Raw genomic sequence first — 24,368 nt, 5'->3', positions numbered from 1 at the left:
CGAACCATGCCGATCAATCTCCCCGAGCTGCTGACGCCGATCAGCGATGCGTCGCCCAGCGGCGACGACCTGCTGTTTTCGAACGAATTCGACGCGATCCAGGACGCGCGGCGCTATGACGACCCGACGCTCGACCAGGGCGAATGGGTGACCGAGATCAAGGAGGCCGACTGGGGCTTCGTCGTCGACCATGCGGGCGAACTGCTGCGCACGCGCACGAAGGACCTGCGGCTCGCCGTGTGGCTGACCGAGGCGCTCGCGCTCGAGGACGGCATCACGGGCCTCACCGAAGGCTATGCGCTGCTCGAGGGCCTGTGCCGCGACTTCTGGGACACCTTCCACCCGCTGCCCGAGGACGACGACATCGAGCACCGGCTCGGCAACGTCGCGTGGCTGTCCGGCCGCACGGCCGAGCTGCTGCGCGCGGTGCCGCTGACGGACGGCGCGTCGAACGCGTTCAGCACGCTCGACTGGGAAGTCGCGCAGCACGTCGCGCAGGCGATCAGGCGCGACCCCGAACACGCGGACGACATCGCGCGCGGCAAACCGTCGATCGAGCAGATCGATGCATCGCGGCGCGTGACGTCGATCGCGTTCTACACGGCGCTGCTGGCGAACCTGAAGGCGTTCGAATTCGCGCTCGATGCATTCGAGGAGCGGCTCGTCGAGCGTGCGGGCGATTCGGCGCCGAGCTTCCGGCAGGCGCGCGATGCGTTCGAGACCGTGTACCGGCTCGCCGAGCGCTTCGCGCGCGAACAGGGTTATACGGGCAGCGCGCCGCACACGCAGGCGGCGCCGCAGGCGCAGCCCGAACGCATCGAGCCGGTGTTCGGCCAGCCGATCCAGACCGAGGAGACTCACGTGCAGCAGCAGACCGCTTCGCGTCCTCCGGTGACGCAGACGATCGCCGGCATCCAGAACCGCGCGCAGGCCGTCGACCAGTTGCGCGCGGTGGCGCGCTATTTCCGCCAGACCGAGCCGCACAGCCCGGTCGCGTATCTCGCCGACAAGGCGGCCGAATGGGCCGACATGCCGCTGCACAAGTGGCTCGAGAGCGTCGTGAAGGACGACGGCTCGCTGTCGCATATTCGTGAGCTGCTGGGGGTGCGGCCCGACGAGCAGTCGTGAAGGACCGTTGTTTGACCTGAGAGCGCGGGCCCGGCGGGCTCGTGATGAACGAGAAGAAGGGTGACGCATGAACGTGACCGAACTGGCACAGGCGATTCGTGGTGGCCTGATCCAGCAGGATCGGCTGCTGAAGACGGACATCCCGTCGCTGCCGAACAATGCGCTCGTGCCGCGCCGGGCCGTAACCCGTTCGAAACTCGGCCGTGATTTCAGCGTAACGCTCGATTTGGTGTCCACCGCGAGCGACGTCGAGCTCAAGACGCTGATCGCGCAGCCGATCACGCTGTGGATCCAGCGGGCGGACAAGTCGTATCTGCCGATCAACGGTTATATCCACACGGCGCGGCGGCTCGGCGCCGACGGCAGCCTGTCGAGTTACCAGCTGAGCTTCGCGTCGTGGATGCACTTCCTCAAGTTCCGCAGCGACATGCGGTACTGGCAGGACCAGCCGGTCGACGCGATCCTCGCCGACGTGTTCGACATGCATCCGCAGGCCAGGGGGCGATACCAGTTCGCGTTGTCGAAACCGTTGCCGTCCCGTTCGTACTGCCGCCAGAGCGAAACCGACTGGAACTTCGTGCATCGGCTGATGGAGGACGAAGGGCTGTTTGGCTTCTGGCGGCACAGTGAAGACGGGAAGGCGCACACGTTCGTCATCACCGACGACCTGCATACGGTCGACGCGCTGTCGCCGAATACCGTCAGGTTCGATCGTTCGGGCAGTGGCACCGAGACTGCCGGTTTCACCCAATGGACCGCGTCGCGGACGTTGCAAAGCACACTGCACACGACGCGCACGTTCGACTACAAGTCGCCGTCTGCGGCGGCCAATCCGAACGGCACGTCGCTGCCGACGAAGGCTGATCAGGGCGACCTGCCGGGTCAGGCGGAAATCTACGAATACACCGGCGCGTACACGTATTCGGGCCAGGACCGCGGCGAACATCTGTCGAAGATCCGCCTCGAGGAATGGGAGTCGCGGGCGAAGCGTTTCTTCGGCGTGGGCGGCGTGCGTTCGATTGACGCCGGCCGGCGTTTCACCCTCGTCGACCATCCGGAGCACGATCGCGATGCGGCGAGCGACCGCGAGTTCGCGGCCATCGGCGTCACGCGTTACATCGAGAACAATCTGCCGGTCTCGGATCACGAAGCGAGCTTCCCTCATAGCTTGCAGGCCGAGCTGGCGCAGGTGAAGGCTGGTCGCGGGGAAGTGGCGGCGTTCGAGGTCGGGCATGACGACGGCTCGGCCGGTTTCTATCTCGTCGAGGTCGAGGCGCAGCGCGCGAGCGTGCCGTATCGGAGCCCGTTCGAGCATCGGAAGCCCGAGATGCAACTCGAGACGGCGATCGTCGTGGGCCCGAAGGGCGAAGAGGTCTATACGGATGAACTGAACCGGATCAAGGTCATGTTCGTGTGGGACCGGCAGAGCGAAGGCCGAGAGACGGCATCGTGCTGGATGCGCGTCGTGCAGTCGGATACCGGTGGCGGTTACGGCGGTGTGCATATTCCACGCGTCGGCGAGGAAGTGCTGATCGGCTATATCGGTGGCGACTGCGACCGGCCGATCGTCATGCATCGCGTCTACAACGGTGTTGCCAAGCCGCAATGGCATAGCGACGGGATCCTGTCGGGCTTCCGGTCGAAGGAATATGCGGGATCGGGGCACAACGAGATGGTGCTCGACGACGCGACCGGGCAGAACCGCGCGCGCCTGTTCAGCAGCAGCGGGAATTCGCTGCTTCATCTCGGCTATCTGATCGAGCAAAACGGGAATACGCGCGGTGCGTATCTTGGCTCCGGTTTCGATCTGCGCACGGATGCGTACGGTGCGATGCGTGCCGGGCAAGGCCTGTACGTGACGACGCATCCGAAGCGGGCGAACAGTCAGCCGCTGGACGTGAGTGAAGCGAAGCAGCAGCTTGCCAATGCGGAAGGATTGATCGAGTCGATGTCGCAGGTCGGCGAGATGCATCAGGCGGAGAGTCTCGGCGCGGGGCACGACGCGCTGAAGCAATTTACTGACGCGACACAGAGTAGCGTGGCGGGTGCGACGACCGGCGGCGGCAGGACCGCAGGCGGCGGGACGGGCAACGCGAATGCGTTCAAGGAGCCGGTGATGCTGTTCGCGAGCCCGGCGGGGATCGGGGTGGCGTCGCAGCAGTCGGTGCATGTGGCCAGCGACCGGCAGACCAATATCGTCAGTGGCGAAAGCACGTTCATTACCAGCGGGAAATCGCTGATCGCCGGCGTCCGGGATCGCATCAGCCTGTTCGCGCAGAACGCCGGGATGAAGCTGTTCGCCGGGAAGGGCAAGGTCGAGGTCCAGGCGCACGTGGACAACGTCGAACTCACGGCGCAGAAGACCGTGAAGGTGATGGCGGCGACAGAGGCTGTCGACGTGGCTGCGAAGCGGGAGATATTGCTGACGTCGGGTGGCGCTTACATCCGGATCAAGGGCGGCAAAATCGAGCTTCACGCGCCAGGGAAAGTCGATTTCAAGGGGGCGCAGCACCAGTTCAGCGGACCGACGAGCATGCAGTATCCGTTGCCCGCGATGCCGGGCGGCACGTGCAAGCAATGCGTGCTGAACGCGCACAGCGGTCGTGAGTCGATGGTCGAGGCGGATTGATGGACGAAGTCAACGATACGGGCGACCGGAACGACTCGGTCGGCGCGAGCGAAGCGGCTGACGCGGAACCGAATCCACGCGAGCTGGAGTGGCCGGCGTTTCTCGAGACGCTGAAGGCTTCGGTCGCGCGTACGGACGACGCTGGGAATTCGATGCGGCTTTACGTACTCGTCGATACGCGCGGTTATCAGGAGTTGGATGTGCAGCTCGCGGCAGTGCCCCGCCTGCGCTATGCGTCGCTTTGGACGGATACCGGGCTCGATGCTTATACGGATATCGCGCCGTACCTGATCGCGTTCGATCGCGACGCGATCAACGACGAGAACGCCGAGCAGTATCGGCTGCTGCGCCAGCTGTGGTTGGAGGCGGTCGACCTGCATGCGGTGACGTGGCTGTGGTCGACGTGGTCGTTCGATGCGCTCGATCAGCATTTGCGCCAGTACGTGCAGTACAGGCTGCCCAACGGCCGCGCGTACTACCTCTTCTTTTTCGACAACCATGTACTGGGGCGACTTCGACAGGTGTGGCGCGATACGCAGGCGCAGCGGTTCGTCGCGCCGTTCGGCGAGATCCGGTATCGCGACCGGCGGCTGGGCGAAGTCGTGTGGCGCAATGACATGCACGCGAATGAAGGTGCGGTACCGGTGGGTGATGCGCCGGGTCTCGACGAGCAGCAGCATGCGCGACTGATCGAGCTCGGGTATCCGGACAAGCTCGTGCTGAAGTTCCGCGAGACGATGGGGGCGATGGTTGATCACATGTCCGATGCGGAACTGCATGATCGAGTAGTCGAGCAACTCGATCGCGCTGCCGCGCACGGGATTGCCGAAGAAGCGGGGTTGCAGTGCTACGTGATGTCGGGAGTGCTGGTTGCGCCGCGGTTCGACGAGCATCCGGTCGTGAAGTCGCGTCTCGAGGCCGCTTCGCGCGGAGAAACGAGCGTGGATGCGGCACTGGCCTCGATCGACGATGCGACGTGGGACGCGATTCGCGATGCGCACGAGCGGGGATTGCTGGAGGCGCGTAGTGACGTGGCGTAGGTTCGGGCTCGTGGCGATGCTTGACGACGCGCGACTGCCTATTGTCGATGTCGTCAGGTGGGCGAAACGGTATCAGACGCAACTGGACAAGCGATATGCCGAGCGCGAGGATCAGCGGTTTCGTCGTATCGCTCGTGTTGTCGCGTCGGCGTGGTTGAAATACCGTCTGACCGATCGGGATGATATCGAGCAGTATGCGTATTACGCGGTGCTCGTGAACAGCCGGTTCGATGTACCTCCTGAGGTGCAGCGCATCGTGCAAACGGCCGCCGGCAAGCCGGGGATGTTCGCGAAATCGATGCGATCGCTGCCGAAGCGTGTGTTGTTCTCGCTGTCGAACAACGCGTTCGAAGCAGCGGCGGTGCCGGTGATATTCGATGGTTTGCCGCCACCGCCGCGTGCAAAGGATGCGCTGCATGGGGGATCGTACCGGGTACGTATTGGACGCGATTTGCGACACAGACGACCGGATTCTTCTGGAGGAACTCAGCGGTGCGGCGTAAGTCTGCGCTTGCCGTTTGCGACGGCAAGGTCGACACACTCTCGGAGTGAATGCTGCAGAAACCGCTGTTCGAACCGACGAACGAAAATATCAAGCTGGTCGCCGTGCAGGCCCGTTCCCGACGTCATGCTGCGGCGGCCATATGAAGAGAGTGCTTATGCCTGATTTCATGCAATACGCTGCGCCGAAAGTCCGCACGATCGTTCCAGACCGTCACGGCGCACGCGCAACTCGCGGACGGTTCCTCGCCGCGTTGCGACTCGCCGCCGCAGGCTTGCTATTCGTGTCGATGGCGGCGTGCAGCAAGTCCGATCCGACCTACACTAGCATTTCAACGGAGGCGCTGAACTACCTGCCATACAACCTCGTTCGGTTCACGATCACCGACCAGTTCGGCAACAAGGCACGCGGCGGCGGCGACCTGGAACCCGGGGCCGGGGAGGGCAGCATCTCCTGCTGTTACTTGCTGAAGGGCAACGATTTCAAGGTTCAGTGGACGTATTACGATGCGGACAACTGGCGGCCGGGTGAGCAGGTGAAGAAACAGCAGGCGGAGACGAACGTTTCGTTGCCGCCAACCAAGGAGCCGGATTCGATTGGCTCGCGCATTCTCGAGGTCCACTTCTACCCCGATCATCATGTCGAACTGGTATTTCCTGGAGAGATGCTGGGCAGTACCAGGTTGCCGATCGTGGACGTGTCGCGTGACTTGACGAAACGGTACGGCAAGCGCCTCGACAAGAAGTACGAGGACAATGACGCCCAGTCGCACCGCAGGATTTCGAGAACCGTTGCGGAGGCTTGGATCAAGTACCGCTTCACAGATCGCAGCGACCTTGAGCAATACGCCTATTACGCGCTTCTGGTGAATCCCCGGTTCGACGCGCACCCGGCGGTGCAGAAGATCATCCAGTCGAGCAAGGGGAAACCGGGAGCATTCGCGAAGGCGGCGGCCGCCCTGTCACCGACCGTTGTGAAGGAGCTTGGGCAGAACCGATTTCAGGCGGTTGCGGTACCGTCCATTCCCGCGGGCCTGGTGCCACCGCCACGTGAGGAGAATAGCCATGGCGGCAGCTAACGATCGAAACGCCATTCGACTCGATCCGGACGACGCTACGCCACAGAGCGTGCGAATGGCAGTCGACAAGATGGCGACAGCCAACTATCCAAAGGGAGATTGTCTGCCGTGCGGAGCAACGATCCGTATCGGCGTATTCTTCGATGCGTTCGGTCGAAGCAGGGACGAAGACGATCCGGACAGCGGACTGTACTCGAACATCTCGCGTCTTTTCGATGCGCACCGCACCAACCTAGACGTCGATCGTCCGGTGAATCAGTTCTGGTTCCGCCTTTACTATTCGGGCCTCGGGACGGATCTCAACGCGGATGCCAAGTCGAACGACTGGCTCAATGCTGGCCTGGCCGCGGGGAAAATGGTCGGCAAGAAGGTGCTCGCCGCAACGAAGGGCGTTGTGGAGTCAGTCGCACGTGTGAACCAGCCGATCAAGCAACTGGACGTAAAAGGTCGCGTGACGACGGCAGCCAAGCAGTCCGCCTCGGAGTTCTCGTTTCGGCCGATGCTGAATGCTTTCAACGACTTTAAGAAGGATATCCAGAACATCCCCCGAACCGCACGCCGCATCGCGAACGTATTGGACGCGTCGCCGGAGCGGATCTGGGAGCGCACGAAAGCAGGCGGCATCGCGGTATTCCGGAACGCAAAAAACGACGCGAAGCGCAATCCGCTCAAGATCGTGCAATCGACAGTCCGTCAGGTCATTACGGGAATCGCGATCGAAAACGTACCGATCGTGCGCGATGCGCAGGTGATGAGCGCGTACTTCGGCACCGGCGTCGATTCACGGCTCGTTGCCGCGAAGGACCAGCTGGAAAAAGCGGTTGAGGCGGTCAAGGGACAGGTGTCGAAGATTCGAAAGATCGAAGTATCGGTGTTTGGCGCCGATCGCGGTTGCGTGCTGGCACGCGCGTTCGTCAACGATCTGGCGACCAAGTACAAGCGTCGCGACGATCAGGACCTTGCACTCAACGGCATTTCGCTCGAAATAAAGTTCGTCGGTCTGCTGGATGCGGTGTCGTCGATTATGTCGGAAGAGGCCGGCGAGATTATCGGCATCCTGCCGTTTCTCGGGACCATCAAGCCGAATTACAAGGACCGGTCGCTTGCCGTGCCCGCAAGCGTGCAGCGGTGCGTGCATTTCGCTGCCGCTCACGAGATGCGCATGTACCAGCGACTCGACAGCCTGGAAAAGACTCGTGCCGAGCAACGGCTCTATCCGGGAACGAGCAGCGACATCGCCGGCGGTTCGTTGCATGGTTCGCTGGGCTTCAATGCAGAGCTGATGCGTATCCCGCTACGGGACATGCTGTTCGAAGCGCTCAAGGCTGGTAGTGCGCTTCTCGACATGGAAACGCTAGCCAAGCGGCGGCCTGACGTATTCAGTCGCTTCTCGATTGCGACGCCGATCACCTACGAAGGCAAGCAATACAGGATCAGGGCGCTAGTCGATGCGTACCGCAAGGTTGTTCCGGACACGCAGGGCGTGAACTTTCTGCCGCATGCGGAGGTATTCCTGCGCTGGATCGCCGTGCGATACCAGGATCCGGAATTCCGTCATTCCGTGACCGACCCGGCAACCGAGTGGCGCAAGGACGTCGAAAAAGCCGACTACGACCGGCGCGACGCAAAGGCGAAGCTCGACTGGGCGATGATGGGCAGCCAGCGGATGGACTCGCCCGAGATCCAGAAGCTGAAGCTCGCGAAGCAGGCGGCGGACAAGCGTTACAACGATTTATGGAAGGATGTCCCGCCGAGCAATTACACGACGGTCTGGCAGCGTCTCGACAAGGAAGCGAGGGAGATGACTGGCAAGTGGGAGAAGATGCGGCCGGAATACGAGGCCGAGCAACGGCGCCGCTTCACGCAGTCGTTCAACAACAAGCCGACTTATACGCCGCTGTTCCTTGCGCCCGCGTTTGCACGCCGTGTTGAGCTGAACGAGGACGAGGTTGCGCTGGTCAAGGCCTGGGAGCAGGGGTATGCGGGGAAGAACCCGCTTCCGCCCGAGGTGATGGCGATGTTCGACATGCTCGTCCACGATACGTTGCTGACGAGTTGGCAGGATCACGTGCTCGCGCCTTCGCTGTACTTCAGGACGCGGGACAAGGACGTGTTCGGAAAGACGGACTATGCGAAGGAAGACAAGCAGCGCAAGAGCGACGATCTCACTGCGAAACGGGTCGACCAGGCGAGCAAGCAGAGCCAGCAATGGACGAGAGGTTACCAGGGCACGCCACCGACACATTGACGTCCTTCTGTGGCACGCAACCGCCTACCGCTGACACTCGGTGGCACCGGGGGCGGATCATCCGAAGCCGCCCCCCGCCAACTCACTGCCCCACCCGGAACTCGATCCGCCGATTCCTCGCCCTGCCATCCGCCGTATCGTTCGGCGCGATCGGCTGATCCGGGCCCACCCCCGTCGTCGTCATCTGCTGCGGCGGAATGCTCTTCGTGATCAGATAACCCTTCACCGCATCCGCGCGCGCCTGGCTCAGCGCGATGTTCGACGTGCGGTTCCCCGAGTTGTCGGTGTGGCCGATGATGTCGACCGTGCGGTTCTGCATCTTCGCGAGCGCGGCCGCCATCTGGTCGAGGATCAGCTTGCCCTGCGGCGTCAGCGTCGCGCTGCCGGTCTCGAACTCGATCGTCCGGTTCGCGAGCGTCTGGTCGAGCACGCCCTGTTCGGACGCCGACACGCGCAGCCCGTTCTTGATCGTGTACGTCGGGTTCAGCGTGTTCGCCATGTCGCTCGCGAGTTGCTGGCGCTGCGCCTCGTTGTGCACCTCGCCCTTCATCTCGATCTGCGTGCCGTTGATCTTCAACTGGCCCTTGCTGATCTGCTTGAGCTGCGCGCCGAGCAGCTTCTGCACGTTCGCGCTCCAGTTCGGCGGCGTCGCGACGTCGCCCACCTCGATCTGGTCGACGACGTTCGTCGCGCCGTACGTGTCGCGCAGCTTCTGCAGCACGGCCGCCTTGGTCGCCTCGTCGGGCACCTTGCCGCCCACCACCACCTGGCCGGGCGTCGCGTTCGCGGGCGGCGGCGCGATCGTGGCGGCGGTGCCGTGCACCACCGTGCCGGACGCGCCGCCGGCGTTCGGACTGGCCTGCGGCAGCGCGGTCGTCGCGACCGTGCCGTTGCCGACCGGCGTGACGGTCGCGCCGGTGTTCTGCGCGAAGGCCGCGCCGCTCGCGACGAGGCCGGCGGCGAACAGTGCGGCGAGGGCGGGCGAGACGGCGGCCGAAAGACGCGCGCGCCGGGCCTGAATCGTGCGATGCATGCCGTCAGCCTCCGATGAACGCTTCGCGGAACGCGTCGATGGCGACGCGCAGCGAGAGTTGCGGTTGGTCGAGGTAGCTGACGAGCTTGCTGATCTGGTGATCGTTTTGCGCATGGGCGTCGATCCATTCGGGATCGTCGATGTCGATGTTGTGGGCGGCGTAGGTCTGCGGGTCGACGACGCTCAGCAGCGTCTTCGCCGACGCGCCGTTGAAGCCGATGATCAGCCGTTCGCGTTCGGCGATCGTGCCGATGAAGATCGCGAGCTCGAAGTCGGCCTGCGCGACGAACGGCGCGATCAGCTCGAGCCAGAACGCGGCGACGAGGCTGCGGTAGAACGGATCGACCGGCAGCGGCAGCGTGAGGCCGCGTTCGATGTGCGACGAGCCGCTCTGCATCACCGGCCGCAGCAGCGAGCCGAGCGCGAGCATCGCGCCGCGCAGCCGCACCGGGTGACCGCTTTCGAGCAGCATCTGCTGCAGGCCGTACAGCGACTGGTGTTCGACGAAATCGTTGAAGGTGCCGTCATGCGACGTGCCGGGCCCGCCGATGTCGATCGGCACCTGCGTGTCGCCGAGCGCCTGCAGCGCGCCGGGCGGCTCGTCCTTGCCGAGCAGCGGCGGGATCTGCGCGGCGACGCGCGACCACAGCCGCGCGAACGCGAGCGGGCTGCGCGCGAGGAACGCGAGCGGCCGGTCGACCTCCAGCGCGGTGGCGCCGAGGAACGGGAAGCGGCGCATCGACACGTCGTGGCTCGCGACCATGTGGCCCGCGATCGCGAGCTTGCTGCGCGAGCCGAGGAACGCGAAATGCATCGGCTTCGCGTCCTCGTAGACGATCTTCCAGCGCGGATCTTCCGCGAGCAGCTCCAGCGCCTGCGCGATCCAGCGATCGAGCGTCTGCAGCAACTGCGGATTGTGCGCGCTCTTCACGAAGTCGCCGCGCGACGGAATCTTGCCGAAGTAGGCGATTTGCGCCTGTACGGTTTGCGTCATTGCGCCCTCTGTGCATTCGTTGCGTTGGCGGCCGCGACGGCCGGCGCGGCGCCCGGCGTGCCGGTGCCGGCTTGCGTCGCGTTCTGCGCGGCGCCCGCGCTCGCGTCGGCGACCGACGACGGCAGCTGCAGGCCGCGCAGGCTCTGCTGCTGCGGCTGGTCACCGCTGCCGGTCGACGGTTGCGACGTGCTGATGATGCGCATCGTCACCGACACGTTCACGCTGCCCTGCGCCCACGTCAGGTCGAACGTGCCGTCCGGACGGCGCTTGCGCTGTGCCGAGTTGATCAGCTTCTCGAGACCGTAGCGGCCCGGCTCGTTGACGAGCTGCACCGTGCGGCCGTCGAAGGTCGTCGCGGACAGCGTCGCGCCCGGCGAGCCCTGCGGGTTCGGCCACACGAAGTTGGTCCACTGCGGCGGCGTGTTGCGGTAGCGCAGTTGCTGGCCGTCGATCGCGATCGTGTATTCCGTCGTGCCCGTGCTCGGTTGCGGCAGGATCTGGAACACGGTCTGCGGCTCGGACGACGCGGCCGCGCTGCCGGCGGCGCCGCCCGCGAGCGGCGCGACCCAGCGTGCGAAGCCGTTCGTGAAGTCCGGCGTGAGCCCGATGCCCATGTCGCCCCACGTGCGGGCGGCGAGCGTGTCGCCGCGGCGCACCGCGAGCGGCCCGAGCGTCGTGCCGACGAACTTCGCGATCGAGCCGTCCGGGCCGAACACCTGCGCGATCTCGCCGGCGCCGGCCTCGACCTTCGCGTTCGCCGCGAACGGGTACTTCGTTGCAAGCGAGTTCTGGAACGGCTGGTAGACCTGCGCGTTCCACACCTTGTTGACTTCGGCGCTGGCCGGCTGGATCACGACCGCGAACGCCTGCATCAGCGGCCGCACCAGCAGCGGGCGCAGCGACTTGCGTTGCGAATCGGTCAGGCCCGTCAGCATCTGCTCGTCGACGAGCTTCAGCGAATCGGCGAGTTCCGAACCGCTGCCGTCGAGCGTTTGCTGCATCAGCTGACGCGCGCCCGGCCCCGGGTCACCCTGGTTCTTGATCACGTTGAAGCGCGTGCGGACCTTCGACAGCGACTCCATGTAGCCCTTCAGCATCGACGTGCCGTCATGCGTCGCGACGATCCGCGCGAGCCCGACGAACTCCTGGCCGATCGGGCCCATCGGCACCTCGGCCGGATTGCCGTTGATGTCGATGTTGGCCGCCGCCATCTGGCCGGCCTGCGAGCGCGTGAACAGTTGCTTGACCCAGTTCACGACGCCCGTCTGCGCCTTCTTGATCGCGACGTTTGCGAGCGACGGGTTGTCCCACGACGTCTGGTCGTACGCGGTCTCGAGGATCTTGCGGATCGGCGAATCCTGCGGGTCGCCCAGGCGGTTCATGCCGTCGACGGCCTGGCCGAAGCTGGTGAAGCCCTGGACCGCGATGCCCTGCATGAACTTCTGCCAGTGCTGCGCGTACTCGGTCTTGTACATGCCGACGAGCGTCTTCTGGATCTGTTCGGGGCTGCCCTCGAGCGTCAGGTCGTCCTGCGTCGACGTGTTGAGCACCCAATCCTTCGCCTGCAGTTCCTTGGTCGCCGCATCGCGGATCGCCGGCTGCACGTAGTCGAACCACGCTTCGCGCGTGAACGTGCCCGGAATCGCGTAGCTGCCTGCCACGAGACCCTGGTTGCCGTCGCCGACGATGCGCGCGATCGTCATCGGCGCGAAGCGGGTCGACGCGCGCGCCTTGATTTCCTCGTACACGCGCTGGCGGGCCGGCATGCCGCGCACCACGCGGCGCAGGTTCTCGCGGGTCTGGTCGACGAGCGCGAGGTTCGCGTCGATCATCGGCCAGTCGTTGTCGTTCACGCGCGACAGGTAGAACGAGATCATGCGCTCGGCGCTCCGGATCATCTCGTCGCGCGGCATGTTGCCGCGATTCGTCTCGAGCCAGCCGCGCCAGAAGCGGGCGAGCTGGTCGGTCAGGTGCGCCTGTTCGACGTGGCGCTTGTCGGACAGCATCAGGTACGTCTTGAGCGCGTTGTACGCATCCTGCACGTTGGTCGGCGACGCGTCGCTGTAGAGGCCGCCCTGCGGCGCGGCTGCCTGTTGCGGGGCGGCGGCCGGCGCGGTGCCGGACGCGGCCAGCGCGGCGCCCGCCTGCGGCGCGGCGCCTGCCGCGTTTGTCGAGACCGGCATCGTACCGCCCTGCACGGCGCCCGATTCGGGCGGGCGCGTCATCGGCACGAGCTGCTCGGGGTGCGCGTTCACGTCCTTCATGAACGACGCGAGGTTCTGCGACACGGGGGCCAGCAGGATCTGGCGCACGCCGCCGTAGTACTCGGTCAGCAGGTGCTGCTCGAGACGGTCGCCCTGGTACAGGCCGAGCGACACCGACAGCGGCTTGTCGCGGCGGAACTGTTCGAGCTGCTCGATCCGGTCCTCGAGGATGTCCATCGCCTGCAGGCGCGACTGCAGGTCGTTGCGGCCCTGCTGCAGGCGCGTGACGTTGTCGAGGTCGGCCTGCACGTTCGCGACGAGCTGCTGGTTGCCGATCGTCGACCAGGTCCAGCCGCCCAGCGCGAGCGCGAGCGCCGCGACGAAGCCGAAGAAGGTCGCGTAGCGCAGCCGCGTCTTGGTCGGGCTCGCGAACTGGCGCACCGTCTGGCGGTCGGCGAAGATCACCTTCGAGAACAGGTCGCGCAGGAAGAAGCCGTTCTTCGAGAACGCGCTGTGCGGTTTCGGCAGCGCGCTCGCGTCGAGGCCGAAGCGGTGCGCGATGCGCTGCGCGGCCGCGCTGTTGGTTTCGCCTTCCTGCAGCGCGCTGGTGAAGTAGAAGCCGCGGAAGATCGGCTTGTACTGGAACGGGTTGTTCTCGAACAGCGTCGCGAGGAACGCGCGCAGCGACGGCTTGATCGTCGAGAATTCGAGCGGGAAGCTCAACTGGCCCGGCGACAGCTGGTTGCCGCGCGACAGCGACAGCTGCGCGACGCTGATTTCCTTCAGCCCTTCGTAGAGTTCCTCGAAGTGCGTGTCGAACTGCGCGACGACGTCGCGCTTGTCGTCGGGCTCGTAGGGCAGGGTGGCGCCCCACACGCGGTCATACTCGTGCTTGTCGCTGCTGCTGAAGAATTCGGTGAAGCCGGTGATCAGGTCGGCCTTCGTGAACATCACGTAGACCGGCGCGAACACTTCCAGTTTTTCCGTCAGCTCCTGAACGCGCTGGCGGAGATTCTTCGCGAGGTTGATCGCGAATTCGGGGCGGTTGCCGGTGAGCTCGGCGATGCTGGCCGTGACGATGATGCCGTTGATCGGCGCCTTCGGGCGGTAGCGCTTGAGCAGTCCGAGGAAGCCGAGCCACTCGCTGCGGTCTTCCTCGTGCACCGAATAGCGGCCGGCCGTGTCGAGCAGGATCCCTTCGGTCGTGAAGAACCAGTCGCAGTTGCGCGTGCCGCCGATGCCGTGGATCACGGCGCTGTTCTTGTCCGCGAACGGGAATTGCAGGCCGGAATTGAGCACGGCGCTGCTCTTGCCGGCGGCCGGGTTGCCGATCACGATGTACCACGGCAGTTCGTACAGCGCGGAGCCGCCCGACACCTGGCCGATCTTCGACGTCTTGATCGTCTTCACCGCATCCGACAGGCGCGTGCGCAGCACGTCGAGGTCGGCCGTCTTCGCGTCCGGCGCGAGCGCGGCGGCGGCCGGCGCGGCGATCTTGCCGGTTTCCGCCTGCTCTTCCAGCACCTGGCCCAGCTGCTGGTTCGCGCGCTTCACGCGCCAGCGGCGCCACAGCGCGACGGCGAGCCACAGCGCGAGAACCGCCGCGAACGCGATCGCCGCCCACAGGAGCGGCAACTGCAGCATGTCGGCGACGATGAACAGGATGGCCGCTAGCGCGACGATCCCGACGATCGAGAGCGTACGCGGATGAGTCAGCACGTTGAGGATGCGTTGCATAGGACGTTCAGGTTCCGGTGCGATTCGGTGAGGCGACGCAGGCGCGTCGAGCGGCAAGGGTGGCGCCGCGATGTGTCGCCATGCTGTCAAACGGGATGAAGGAGGCTGGCATCAATACGCTCGCGGCATCGGAGAAGGCGCGCGCATTAACGAAAGGACGCTGTGAGATTTAAAACGGAAGCGGCGGCCGGAAAAAATCGCGCACCGGAATGCCCGATTGTTTGCGCCGCCCAAATCGTTTCCTGCCGGGTGATTAAAAAGCCCCATGCCGCCCTCATTATTTCTTGTCCGGCAGCCCTGACTAGCTGCCGCGTCCCAGTTTAAAACCGGGTTTATGGTATTCCACGTGCCCGAGATCCATCATTTTCCATCGGCCGCCCCAGGTCAGGCCGACTTGTTCGGCGACCTGGCCGTACAACTGGTAGCCGCGCATCGCCCACGGGTCTTTCTCGGAAATGACCAGCTTGCCGTCGCGCAGGAATGCGTTGTCCGCCGCCAGCCCGAACTGGTGATAACTCTGGAAGGCTGCCGCGTTGGTCACGTTGCTGCCCATCTGCGCCAGCCGGTTCTGCCGTTCCGGGCTCCGGTAACCTTCCAGCAGCGCCATTTCATAACCGTGCTGTTCGTGCATGATCTTGTAGACCAGCAGCAAACGCGTGCGGAAATCCGGGTCCAGCAGGTTCCAGTCGCGGCTCGCATCCTTCAGCGCCGGGCGGACCTGCTCGACTTCCTTCGTGGCGAAGACTTCCGGCGGCAGCGGCGGCGGCGGCACGAGCTGCTCGCCCTGCAGCAGCGCGGCGATTTTCTCGTCGGGCACGCGCGCCGTGTCGTCGTACTGGAACAATTGCCGGCCGCGTAACGCAATGGCGACCAATGGCGGCGTCGCAAGAATACCTGCCGATACCATAATCATCAAGCGCCGTCGAACCAGTAAATTTTGCACATCGCTTAATGCGCCGCGCGTCACGCTTGCCGATTTAACAATCTGACTGCGCGCGCGCGCGGCGCGATCGTTGGCCCGGCGCGTGAGACGGCCGTGAAACTGGGCAACGGATTCGAAAACGGTCGCCCGGATACCCGGTAAAAGCAACAGTGCCGCAACGGCGACGGCAAGGGCGAAATAGGCGACGAGTGCGACGGCAATCAAAGAAATCCCCGGAAATTGGAATTGATTGTGTTTTGCAATGCTTGCTCTTAGAATCAGGCTGCTTCGAGAGGCCAGGCTATATTATCGCGGTGAATTAAACCAGGATTCAATGAGACGCTGAATGAGTGCGCCGGAAAATTCAAATTCGAAAACTCCGCCCAGCCTGCTGTCCGATACCAAACCGGCAGGCGAGGGAGGACCTCGGCAGTCGCGCATTCTCGCGGATCTGGAAGGGCGTGTCACGCCGCCCGCCGAGCCGCCGCGCCGTTCGCTGAAGGGGCCGATCGCCGCCGTCGTGGCGCTGGTCGTGGCCGTCGGCGGCTGGGGCGCGTGGCGCATGCAGCAGTCGTCGGGCGAACAGCCCGCGGCGGTGGTGGCCGCCACGGCACCCGCGGCGGCGCCAGGCAAGGCCGCCCCGGCCAGCGGCGCCGCCGCGCAGGTCGCGCAGAACGGCGCGTCCGCCGCGCCGGCCGCGCAACCGGCCACGATCGTCAACGACGATTCGGCGTCCCAGGCCGTTGCATCCGCGTCCGCCGCGGACAACAGCCGCCTGTCGCGCGCGCTCGCCAACGGCGCCGACGACGCATCGGGCGCGGCCACGGCCGGCGCAGCCGCAACCGCCGCGGCCGCCACGGCGGCGACGGCCAGGTCCGCGAAGGCCGACGCGTCGAAGAGCGCGAAGGTCGCGGCCCACGGCAAGACCGACACGAAGGCGGACACGAAGGCCGACGCCCGCAAGCATCGCAAGGAACAGCAGGCCGAACTCGCGCAGGCGAAGAAGCGCCGCGACGCGACGGCGGCCCGTACCGCGAAGGCCGGCGCGAAGGACGATCCGGATGCCGATCTGCTCGCCGCGCTCGTCGCGCGTACGAAGCCGGCCGACAAGACGCTCGCCGCGCAGAAGGCGCAGGCCGTGTCGACCAAGACGGCGGCGGCGACCGGCGGCTCGCTGGCGTCGCGCGTGAAGGCGTGTTCGGAGCGCGGTTTCTTCGAGGATCAGCTGTGCCGCTGGCGCGTGTGCGACGGCCACTGGGGCAAGGACCCGGCGTGCCCGAGCGCCGCGCAGTCGGAGACGCGCCAGTAGCGCGCGCCGCGCCCGCCGCGACGTGTTGCGTGTCCGCGCCGCCCCGATGGGCGGCGCGTTTGTTTTCGGGGAACGGAAAGCTGCCGGCATGATGCCGCGTGACACTGTCACGCGCGTGTCATGGCCGTCGGGCATACGTCTTCTTTCTTTTCCCGGCGCGGGCCCGCGACCCGCGATGTGCGGCGCGCCGCGCGCCGCACGACCTTCGACACGATGGACCTGATCGTACAGACTTACGGCGCCGATACGTCCGGCATGGTGTGCGGATTCCGCTTCGTTCCGGGCGGCGCCGGCGCGACGCTCGATGCCGACGCGGCCGCCGCATGGCTGCGCACGTGCCGCGAACAGGGCGCGGCCGCACCGGGCGATTTCGTCTGGCTGCACTTCAATCTCGCGCACGGCGCGAGCGAGCGCTGGATGCGCACGCATCTCGGATTGTCGGACAGCTTCTTCGAATTCCTGCACGAAGGCTCGCGCTCGACGCGCATCGAGCAGGAGGACGGCGCGTTGCGCGCGATCGTCAACGACGTGATGTTCAACCTCGAACTGACGCCGTCGGAGATCGCGACGCTGTTCGTCCACGTCGAGCGGCGCATCATGGTGACCGCGCGGCTCAAGCCGCTGCGCTCGGTCGACACGCTGCGCGCGTGCGTGCGCGACGGCGAGTCGTTCCGGTCGCCCGCGGAGCTGCTCGTGCATCTGCTGCGCGACCAGGCCGACCTGCTGATCCAGATCATGCGGCGCACGAGCGTCGACGTCGACCGCATCGAGGATCGCTTCCTGTCGCAGCGGCTCACGTCGAGCCGCATCGAGCTCGGCGCGATGCGCCGTACGCTGACGCGCCTGCAGCGCATGCTCGCGCCGGAGCCCGGCTCGATCTTCCGGCTGCTCGCGAAGCCGCCCGCGTGGCTGCATACGGAAGACGTGCAGGAACTGCGCGAGTCGACCGAGGAATTCTCGCTGGTGCTCGCCGATCTGGCGGGGCTCAACGAGCGCATCAAGCTGCTGCAGGAAGAGATCGGCTCGCGCCTGGACGAGCAGAACAACCGGACGCTGTTCACGCTGACGCTCGTCACCGTGATCGCGCTGCCGATCAACATCGTCGCCGGGTTCTTCGGGATGAACGTCGGCGGCGTGCCGTTCGCGGAGAACAAGCACGGCTTCTGGCTGATGGTGCTGCTCGTCGCGGGCTTCACCGCGCTGGCCGCGTGGTGGGCGTTCCGGCGCCGCGACGATCGCTAGCGCGGCACCGGGCGTCGCATCGACGCGTCACCGCAGCAGCGCGATCGCGCGTTCGCCGATCACCATCCCGAGCAGGCCGACGAGCGCAACGAGCGGCGGGGCCGGCGAGCGCACGTGCAGTAGTGCGTACAACACGCCGACACCGACGCCCACCGCGAGCGAAATCACGTAGTCCATCATGGCGGTCTCCCGTGTGGTCCGGTATCAGGGTTTGAGGATCACGCGTTCGCGCGCACCGGCCAGCACCGCGCGATACGCATCGTGCGCACGCTCGAGCGGGTACACGTAGCCGTCGCCGATCGGAAACGGGCGCAGCGTGCCGTTGCCGAAGCCGGGCGCGAGCGTGTCGAGGATCCGCGCGACCGCGGCCGCGCCGAGCTGCAGCGAATCGATGCCCACGAACGTGTGCTGGCCGCGATAGAACGCGAAGATGTCGAACGGCACGCTGCGCTCGATCGTCGAGATGAAGATCTGCCGCGCGCCGATTGCCATCGATGCGTTCGCGGCTTCGAAATACGGGCTGCCGACCGTGTTGTAGACGAGGTCCGCGCCGTGGCCGCCGGTCATCTCGCGCACCGCGTCGGCCACCGTCCGGCTCGATGCGTCGATCATGCGGACCTCGCCCGATGCGTGGCCGCGATAGCCGCCCGGGCCGCGCTCGACGCCGATCACGGTCGCGCCGCGCGCGGTGGCGAGCTGGATCGCGGCCTGGCCGACCTTGCCGTTCGCGCCGAACACGAGCACGACGTCGTCGGCCGTCGGCATGCCGGCGCGGCGCAAGCCTTCGTACGCGGTGACGAACGGCACGCCCACGCCGGCCGCTTCGTCGAGCGTCAGCACGGCCGGCTTGCGGCGCACGTGCGCGGCATCCAGCACGAGCCATTGCGCATGCGAGCCGTCGCGGCCGACGCCGAGATCGCCGCCCGATCCCCACACCGGCGCACCGACCCAGTCGTCCGGGCCGCCGCGTACGATGCCGGCCCAGTCGCGCCCCGGCGTGCGCGGCCACACCGCATGCGGCATGCGGCCGAGCGCGGCCTTCACGTCGCTCGGGTTCACGCCGGCCGCGCGCACCTCGATCAGCATCTGGCCGTCGGCCGGCACGGGCGGCGGAATGTCCCGGACCCGCGCGTCGAGCGACTCGATGTCGGCGGCGGGGGTGTCGAAGCGGATGCTGCGCATGAGATTCTCCATGAACGAGGGCCGCCGCGGCCCGGCGGGCCGGCGCGTGCGGCGGATGAAAGCGATGAAGGCAGTCTAGTGGGCCCGATTTGACGCGGAAACGTGCAAAGGCGGATGATTGCTTTGCGTTTTTCGCACAGCCAGACCCCAGGCCCCTGAATGGACGACTTCCTTTCCCCGCACCTCGCGCTGTTCGTCGACGTGGTCGATCAGCAGAGCTTCTCGGCAGCCGCGCGCCGGCTCGGCGTCGCCGCGTCGTCGGTCACGCGGCGCATCGACCGGCTCGAGACGCAGCTCGGTATCCGCCTCCTGCATCGCACCACGCACGCGCTCCGGCCGACCGAGGCCGGGCAGTTGCTGTACGGTCGCGCGACACGGATGCTGGCCGAGTTGCGCGGACTGCAGGAAGACCTGCACAGCCAGCACGACGAACCGGGCGGGCTGCTGCGCATCGACTGTCCGGCGCCGTTCGGCCGGCGGCATCTGATGGGCGCGCTGGCCGCGTTCATGCAGCATCATCCGGCGTTGCAGGTCGATCTCGTGCTGACCGACAGCATGGTCGATCTGCAGGGTGCGCGACTCGGTTCCGACGTCGATCTCGCGGTGCGCATCGGGCCGCTGGAGGACACGCGTTTCGTCGCGACCGTGCTGGCGCCGCAACGGCGCGTGCTGTGCGCGAGCGCGGCCTACCTCGCACGGCGCGGCGAGCCTGAATCGCCCGACGCGCTGGCCGGCCACGACTGTCTCGCGTGGCATGGCGCGCCGCCGCCGGGCGCATGGCGTTTCGGCGAGCGCCGTCACGCGCCCGCGCAGCCGCGGTTTCGCAGCAATCATTCGGAAGCGTTGCGCGAGGCGGCCATCGACGGGCTCGGTCTCGCGCACCTGCCGACCTGGCTCGTGGCGGACGCGCTGCGCGACGGACGGTTGCGCGCGGTGCTGCCGCAGTACGCGGCGGCGCCCGAGCCGGCGACGATCCACGTGTTGCGCCAGCAGGCGCGCGGCAGTGCGCGCACGTCGCGGCTCGTGGCGTTCCTCGCCTCATGGTTCGCGCAGCCGGCGTGGGATGCCGCGTGGGCGTGATCGCGAACGGGCGCCGCGCGGCATGAAAAAAAGGGCCTCGCATGCGAGGCCCGTCAACAGGTCGGAGAAACCGGTACGCCGGCCGGCGCCGCGGGTCGCGCGGCACCGGCCGGGTGCGCACCGTTACTGCGTCACTACCTTGCGCGGCTTGAAGATGCCCTGGTAATGCAGCGCCGGGCGTTCCTTCGTCACCGCTTCGATGCCGCCGAAGCTCGGCGTCTGGCGCAGCTTCATCGCGGCCGGCGAAGCGACCGAGCCGATCGACGTCGAGCGCGAGGCCGGCGCGAGGTTGTTCGCGACGAGCAGCGCCGCTTCGCTCTTCAGGTTCGCCAGCAGCACCGGATCGGTCGAGCCGTTGACCTGCGTGAGCACGCCGCTCCAGGCCGCGTCGCTGTAGTTCACGACGTAGTAGTCGAGACCGCTCGGGTCGGCCACCACGCCCGTGCAGCCGTCGATCCGCGTCTGCGCCTGCGTATCCTTCAGCGCGAGCGTCGTGCGTTTCGCGAGACCCTGGCCGTACGCGAGCGTGATCGGCACCGTCCACTGCAGGCCCGGATACGCGTTCTTGTTCGGGAACGGCTGCTGTTTCAGCGTGACGACGGTCTGGTTCTTCGTCAGGTCGCACTGCGTGTCGAGCGAGATCAGCGGCACGCCGGTCTGACGCACGTAGCTGTCGCCGATCGGGCCGACCGCCTGGCCGCTTTCCTTCGACAGCGCATCCCACAGACGCTTCGGCGTCCCGTTGCCGAACGAGTAGTCGACCAGGTACTGCTGCAGACCCTTGCGCAGCGTCTGCTCGCCGAGATAGTTCTCGAGCGTCTTCAGCACGTGGCCGCCCTTGTCGTACGTGAACGCGCTGGCGCTCAGCACGAAGTCGTTCGACGCCCAGTCGTTGAAGTTCGGCGCGACCGGGAACGCGTTCGGGCCGATGTCACGATTGATCACGCGGTACTTGTTCTTCACCTGGTCGAGCCAGCTGAACTCGTCGGGGAAGAACTGGATCGTCGTCTTGTTCTCGAAGAACGTCGCGAACGACTCGTTGAGCCACACGTTGTCCCACCAGTCGGTCGTCACGAGATCGCCGAACCACTGGTGCGCCACTTCGTGCGTCAGCACTTCATTGCCGTAGCGCGACATCGGCTGGCCCGGCTGCGGCAGGATGTCGTCGGCGAACTCGAGGATCGAGCCCCAGTTCTCCATCCCGCCGAAGTTCAAGTCCTTCTGCTCCTTGAACGCGTCGTTCGCGGCGACCGTGTCGAACTTCGTCAGCGGCAGCGGGATACCCGTGTAGCGGTAGTAGTAGTCGAGCGCCTGCTTGGTGCGGTCCATCGCCGGCTTCGCCCACTCGCTCATGCCCGGCGGCGTGAACACGCGCAGGTGCAGGCTGCCCTTGGCGCCCGGCAGCGGGCTCGTGAAGTCGTCCTCGTAGGTGTCGAACATGCCGCCGCCGAAGAACAGCAGGTACGACGGCATCGGCGGGGTCTTCTCGAACTGCACGAGCTTGTAGCCGCCGCCGACGTTGGTCGACGGCTTCTCGGCCGCGTTCGACACGACGCGCCAGCTTTGCGGCACTTCGGCCGTCACTTCATAGGTCGGGCGGAACGCCGGCTCGTCCCAGCCCGGGAACCACTGGCGCGACAGATTGGTTTCGCCCTGCGTCAGGATCGCGCCGCTCGTCTTGCCGTCGGTGCCCTTCAGGTCGACGCGGAACACGCCTTCCGCGGCCGAGCAGCCCGGATACGGATCGTCGCCGCAACTGCCGCCGGTCTGGTTGACCGGATCGTCATACGACTTGAAGTTGATGATGCCCGACCACTCCATGTGCAGCGAATAGTTGCCCGGTGCGATCGTGCCGGCGACGGGGCGCAACTGGTAGAAGTCGCCCTTGTCCTGCGGCGTCGCGATCAGCTGGATGTTGCCCGGCTGCAGCGTGATGCGGCCGTTCGTGAACTTGATCCGGTGGCCGGCGACCACGATGTTGTTGACCGGCTTGAGCACCTTGATCTCGACGTCGGCGCGGCCGTCGAACGCATTCAGCGCGTCGTTCGGGCGGAACCACAGCCGGTAGTTCACGGGCACCACGGTGTCCGGCAATTCGACAGGCGAGACGCTCTTGTCGACGTTGGATGCGCTCGGGGGCGCGGTGACGGCGGGCGACGAGCCCGTGTGCGGCGCGCCGGCGGAGCTCAGCGCGGAAGCGGAGCCCGCACCGCCGTCGTCGCCGCCGCAACCGGCGAGCGCGAGTGCGGCGACGAGCGGCAGATAACGCATCTTGCGAATATGAATCGACATGACTGAAACCTCGATCGTTGAAAGAATCGTTCAGTGCTGCGAAAACGCCGGCAAAAGCAATCCCCTCGCCGTTTAATCAACGGCGAAAAAATGGCAATGACGGATTATTCGAAAAGACGGCGGCCGACTACGTGAAGGTAATCATGGTTTACTGCCCCCTCTGAATTTCCGGATGTCGGTTAACTGGCCGGTTCAAAATGGCCGTGCGCGTGTTGTACTGAATTGATTTCGCGCGCACGACACGGGGCCGCACGCCCGGCGCGGGCGCGCAATCCCTTTGAACCGACGACCTACGGGGCTGGCCGGGCCAGGCCGCAGGACGGAAGGACAGCGTGTCGCCGTCCCGGAAATACGCCGTCATGCGGCTTCAAGGTGTGTCGGCTTGCTCCAAGGATGCGTAAATATACTTGATGGTTTTGGGTAAAGGAAACGAAAAATTTAGAAAGAACGTCTATTGAATTTCCGGCGCTTCATTGAACGCTGGAAGTCATTAATGCGCTTTCCGTTTGTCTGGCGATTTCGTAGTTTTAATCTATTAACGATCTGGTGGCGCTGCCGAAACTACGAAATCCGGTGAAGGATGGCGCGGTCGGTACAATGCATTGACGACCCGTTCACCGATCACCGCGAGGAGGCCCTTCCATGTCACGCGCCCTTTTCCGTATCGCGCCGCTGCGCGCCGTGCTGCTGCTGTTCGCGGCCGTGTTCCTGCTGGGCGGTTGCGCGGGGTTCACGCGCGAGCCCGTGCGCGTGTCGGTCGCCGGGCTCGACCCGCTCGTCGGGCAGGGCCTCGAGATGCGCTTCAGCCTGAAGTTGCGCGTGCAGAATCCGAACGATGCGCCGATCGACTACGACGGCATCTCGGTCGCGCTCGACCTGAACGGTGCGCCGTTCGCGAGCGGCGTCAGCGATCGGGCGGGCACCGTGCCGCGGTTCGGCGAGGCCGTGCTCGACGTGCCCGTATCGGTATCGGCCTTCGCCGCCGCGCGGCAGGCGTGGAACCTGCCGGGCGCGGCCGCGAACGGCGAGTTGCCGTATGCGCTGCGCGGCCGGCTCGCCGGCAGCGGGCTGGGCGCCGTGCACTTCAACGACGCGGGCACGCTCCGTCTGCCCGCCATGCCGGGGTGGGGCGGCTAGGTCGCCGGGATGCATTCAACGTCGGCTAAATGTGTCGAAAAATTCACCATTTGACAGTCTTTAATGCTTATCCGCGCGAGATCTCGATTTTTGTCGACGCGACCCCTTACACTTGCCGATGTCCGAGGGTCGGACATTCTTTTAGGGGAAATTCATGGCGGCAAAATTCGAGCTCAAGAAGGCCACGAACGGCCAGTACTACTTCCACCTGAAGTCGGCGAACGGCGAGATCATCCTCGCGAGCGAGCGGTACGAGGAGAAAGGCGGCGCGAAAAACGGGATCGCGTCCGTGCGGGAAAATGCGCCGCTGGACGAGCGCTACGAGCGCAAGCTCGCCCACAACGGCGAGCCGATGTTCAATCTGAAAGCAGCGAACCACCAGGTCATCGGTACGAGCGAAACGTACAGCAGCGTGCAGGCACGCGAGAACGGCATCGCGGCCGTCAAGCGCGATGCGCCCGGTGCGGAAACCCACGATCTCGCCTGATCGACGCTTGCGCCGCAACGAATGCCTTCGGGCGGCCGTCGCGGCGCCTGTTTTGCCGGGTCGGGCAAAGCGCGGTATGGTGTGGTCCGCGCGGTGAATTCTCGCCGCCGTTGAAGCCAACCGT

17 protein-coding genes and 1 pseudogene are annotated in these 24,368 nt (G+C 65.8%); 11 read left to right on the top strand and 7 right to left on the bottom strand.

The genetic code is table 11. The features are described 5' to 3' along the window. Positions 1 to 6 precede the first annotated feature (6 nt). From tssA to C5F75_RS16800, 6 genes and pseudogenes are all read left to right on the top strand, one after another. A complete protein-coding gene (gene tssA, locus C5F75_RS16825; protein WP_059577172.1) occupies positions 7 to 1,128 on the top strand; it encodes a type VI secretion system protein TssA in 1,122 nt (373 codons plus the stop codon). Positions 1,129 to 1,195: 67 nt separating this feature from the next. Then, positions 1,196 to 3,757 carry a type VI secretion system Vgr family protein gene (locus C5F75_RS16820; RefSeq protein WP_104012465.1) on the top strand — a complete coding sequence of 854 codons (2,562 nt, stop codon included), beginning with the start codon at positions 1,196 to 1,198 and terminating at the stop codon, positions 3,755 to 3,757. Then, on the top strand, positions 3,757 to 4,797 hold the full coding sequence (locus C5F75_RS16815; RefSeq protein WP_104012464.1) for a DUF4123 domain-containing protein: 1,041 nt from the start codon (positions 3,757 to 3,759) through the stop codon (positions 4,795 to 4,797). Before C5F75_RS16820 ends, C5F75_RS16815 begins: the two co-directional genes overlap by 1 nt. A 16-nt stretch (positions 4,798 to 4,813) precedes the next feature. Beyond that, a pseudogene (locus tag C5F75_RS16810) lies at positions 4,814 to 5,203 on the top strand (DUF3304 domain-containing protein); the annotation flags it as partial. A gap of 253 nt (positions 5,204 to 5,456) precedes the next feature. Further along, a complete protein-coding gene (locus C5F75_RS16805; RefSeq protein ID WP_181035438.1) occupies positions 5,457 to 6,377 on the top strand; it encodes a DUF3304 domain-containing protein in 921 nt (306 codons plus the stop codon). Further along, complete coding sequence (locus tag C5F75_RS16800; protein ID WP_099316016.1) at positions 6,364 to 8,625, top strand: DUF2235 domain-containing protein; 2,262 nt, start codon at positions 6,364 to 6,366, stop codon at positions 8,623 to 8,625. Before C5F75_RS16805 ends, C5F75_RS16800 begins: the two co-directional genes overlap by 14 nt. A gap of 82 nt (positions 8,626 to 8,707) precedes the next feature. On the opposite strand, the gene C5F75_RS16795 is transcribed toward C5F75_RS16800, so the two are convergent. From C5F75_RS16795 to C5F75_RS16780, 4 genes are all read right to left on the bottom strand, one after another. Continuing rightward, entirely contained in the window at positions 8,708 to 9,658 is a 951-nt protein-coding gene (locus tag C5F75_RS16795; RefSeq protein ID WP_059577151.1) for an OmpA family protein, read from the bottom strand. Positions 9,659 to 9,662: 4 nt separating this feature from the next. Next, on the bottom strand, positions 9,663 to 10,652 hold the full coding sequence (gene tagF, locus C5F75_RS16790; RefSeq protein WP_059577148.1) for a type VI secretion system-associated protein TagF: 990 nt from the start codon (positions 10,650 to 10,652) through the stop codon (positions 9,663 to 9,665). Next, entirely contained in the window at positions 10,649 to 14,593 is a 3,945-nt protein-coding gene (gene tssM, locus C5F75_RS16785) for a type VI secretion system membrane subunit TssM (RefSeq protein WP_104012463.1), read from the bottom strand. Before tssM ends, tagF begins: the two co-directional genes overlap by 4 nt. A gap of 301 nt (positions 14,594 to 14,894) precedes the next feature. Next, positions 14,895 to 15,740 (bottom strand): M15 family metallopeptidase, encoded by an 846-nt coding sequence (locus C5F75_RS16780; protein ID WP_059577142.1) that lies wholly within the window; start codon positions 15,738 to 15,740, stop codon positions 14,895 to 14,897. Between the two features lie 121 nt (positions 15,741 to 15,861). On the opposite strand from C5F75_RS16780, the gene C5F75_RS16775 reads away from it, so the two are divergent. Both C5F75_RS16775 and C5F75_RS16770 read left to right on the top strand, forming a co-directional pair. Beyond that, entirely contained in the window at positions 15,862 to 16,824 is a 963-nt protein-coding gene (locus C5F75_RS16775) for a hypothetical protein (protein ID WP_059577139.1), read from the top strand. A 213-nt stretch (positions 16,825 to 17,037) separates the two neighbouring features. Further along, positions 17,038 to 18,066, top strand: a complete 1,029-nt coding sequence (locus tag C5F75_RS16770; RefSeq protein ID WP_059577395.1) for a transporter — start codon at positions 17,038 to 17,040, stop codon at positions 18,064 to 18,066. 27 nt (positions 18,067 to 18,093) lie between these two features. Here C5F75_RS16770 and C5F75_RS16765 read toward each other — a convergent pair whose 3' ends face one another. Together C5F75_RS16765 and C5F75_RS16760 are read right to left on the bottom strand one after the other, a co-directional pair. After that, positions 18,094 to 18,246 (bottom strand): DUF1427 family protein, encoded by a 153-nt coding sequence (locus tag C5F75_RS16765; RefSeq protein ID WP_081059172.1) that lies wholly within the window; start codon positions 18,244 to 18,246, stop codon positions 18,094 to 18,096. A gap of 24 nt (positions 18,247 to 18,270) precedes the next feature. Continuing rightward, entirely contained in the window at positions 18,271 to 19,248 is a 978-nt protein-coding gene (locus C5F75_RS16760) for a quinone oxidoreductase family protein (protein WP_059577136.1), read from the bottom strand. Between the two features lie 159 nt (positions 19,249 to 19,407). Between C5F75_RS16760 and C5F75_RS16755 the strand changes: the two genes are divergently transcribed. Further along, positions 19,408 to 20,328, top strand: a complete 921-nt coding sequence (locus tag C5F75_RS16755; RefSeq protein ID WP_059577134.1) for a LysR family transcriptional regulator — start codon at positions 19,408 to 19,410, stop codon at positions 20,326 to 20,328. A gap of 123 nt (positions 20,329 to 20,451) precedes the next feature. On the opposite strand, the gene C5F75_RS16750 is transcribed toward C5F75_RS16755, so the two are convergent. Then, positions 20,452 to 22,620, bottom strand: a complete 2,169-nt coding sequence (locus C5F75_RS16750) for a M1 family metallopeptidase (protein WP_059577131.1) — start codon at positions 22,618 to 22,620, stop codon at positions 20,452 to 20,454. A 642-nt stretch (positions 22,621 to 23,262) separates the two neighbouring features. On the opposite strand from C5F75_RS16750, the gene C5F75_RS16740 reads away from it, so the two are divergent. Continuing rightward, a complete protein-coding gene (locus tag C5F75_RS16740) occupies positions 23,263 to 23,757 on the top strand; it encodes an LEA type 2 family protein (RefSeq protein WP_059577128.1) in 495 nt (164 codons plus the stop codon). A 154-nt stretch (positions 23,758 to 23,911) separates the two neighbouring features. Next, on the top strand, positions 23,912 to 24,244 hold the full coding sequence (locus C5F75_RS16735; RefSeq protein WP_059577125.1) for a YegP family protein: 333 nt from the start codon (positions 23,912 to 23,914) through the stop codon (positions 24,242 to 24,244). The last annotated feature ends 124 nt before the right edge of the window (positions 24,245 to 24,368 follow it).

Source organism: Burkholderia anthinoferrum, assembly GCF_002925705.1.
GTDB lineage: Bacteria > Pseudomonadota > Gammaproteobacteria > Burkholderiales > Burkholderiaceae > Burkholderia > Burkholderia semiarida.
The sequence above is the reverse complement of the archived record's forward strand: the minus strand, read 5'-3'. Positions and strand labels throughout refer to the sequence as shown.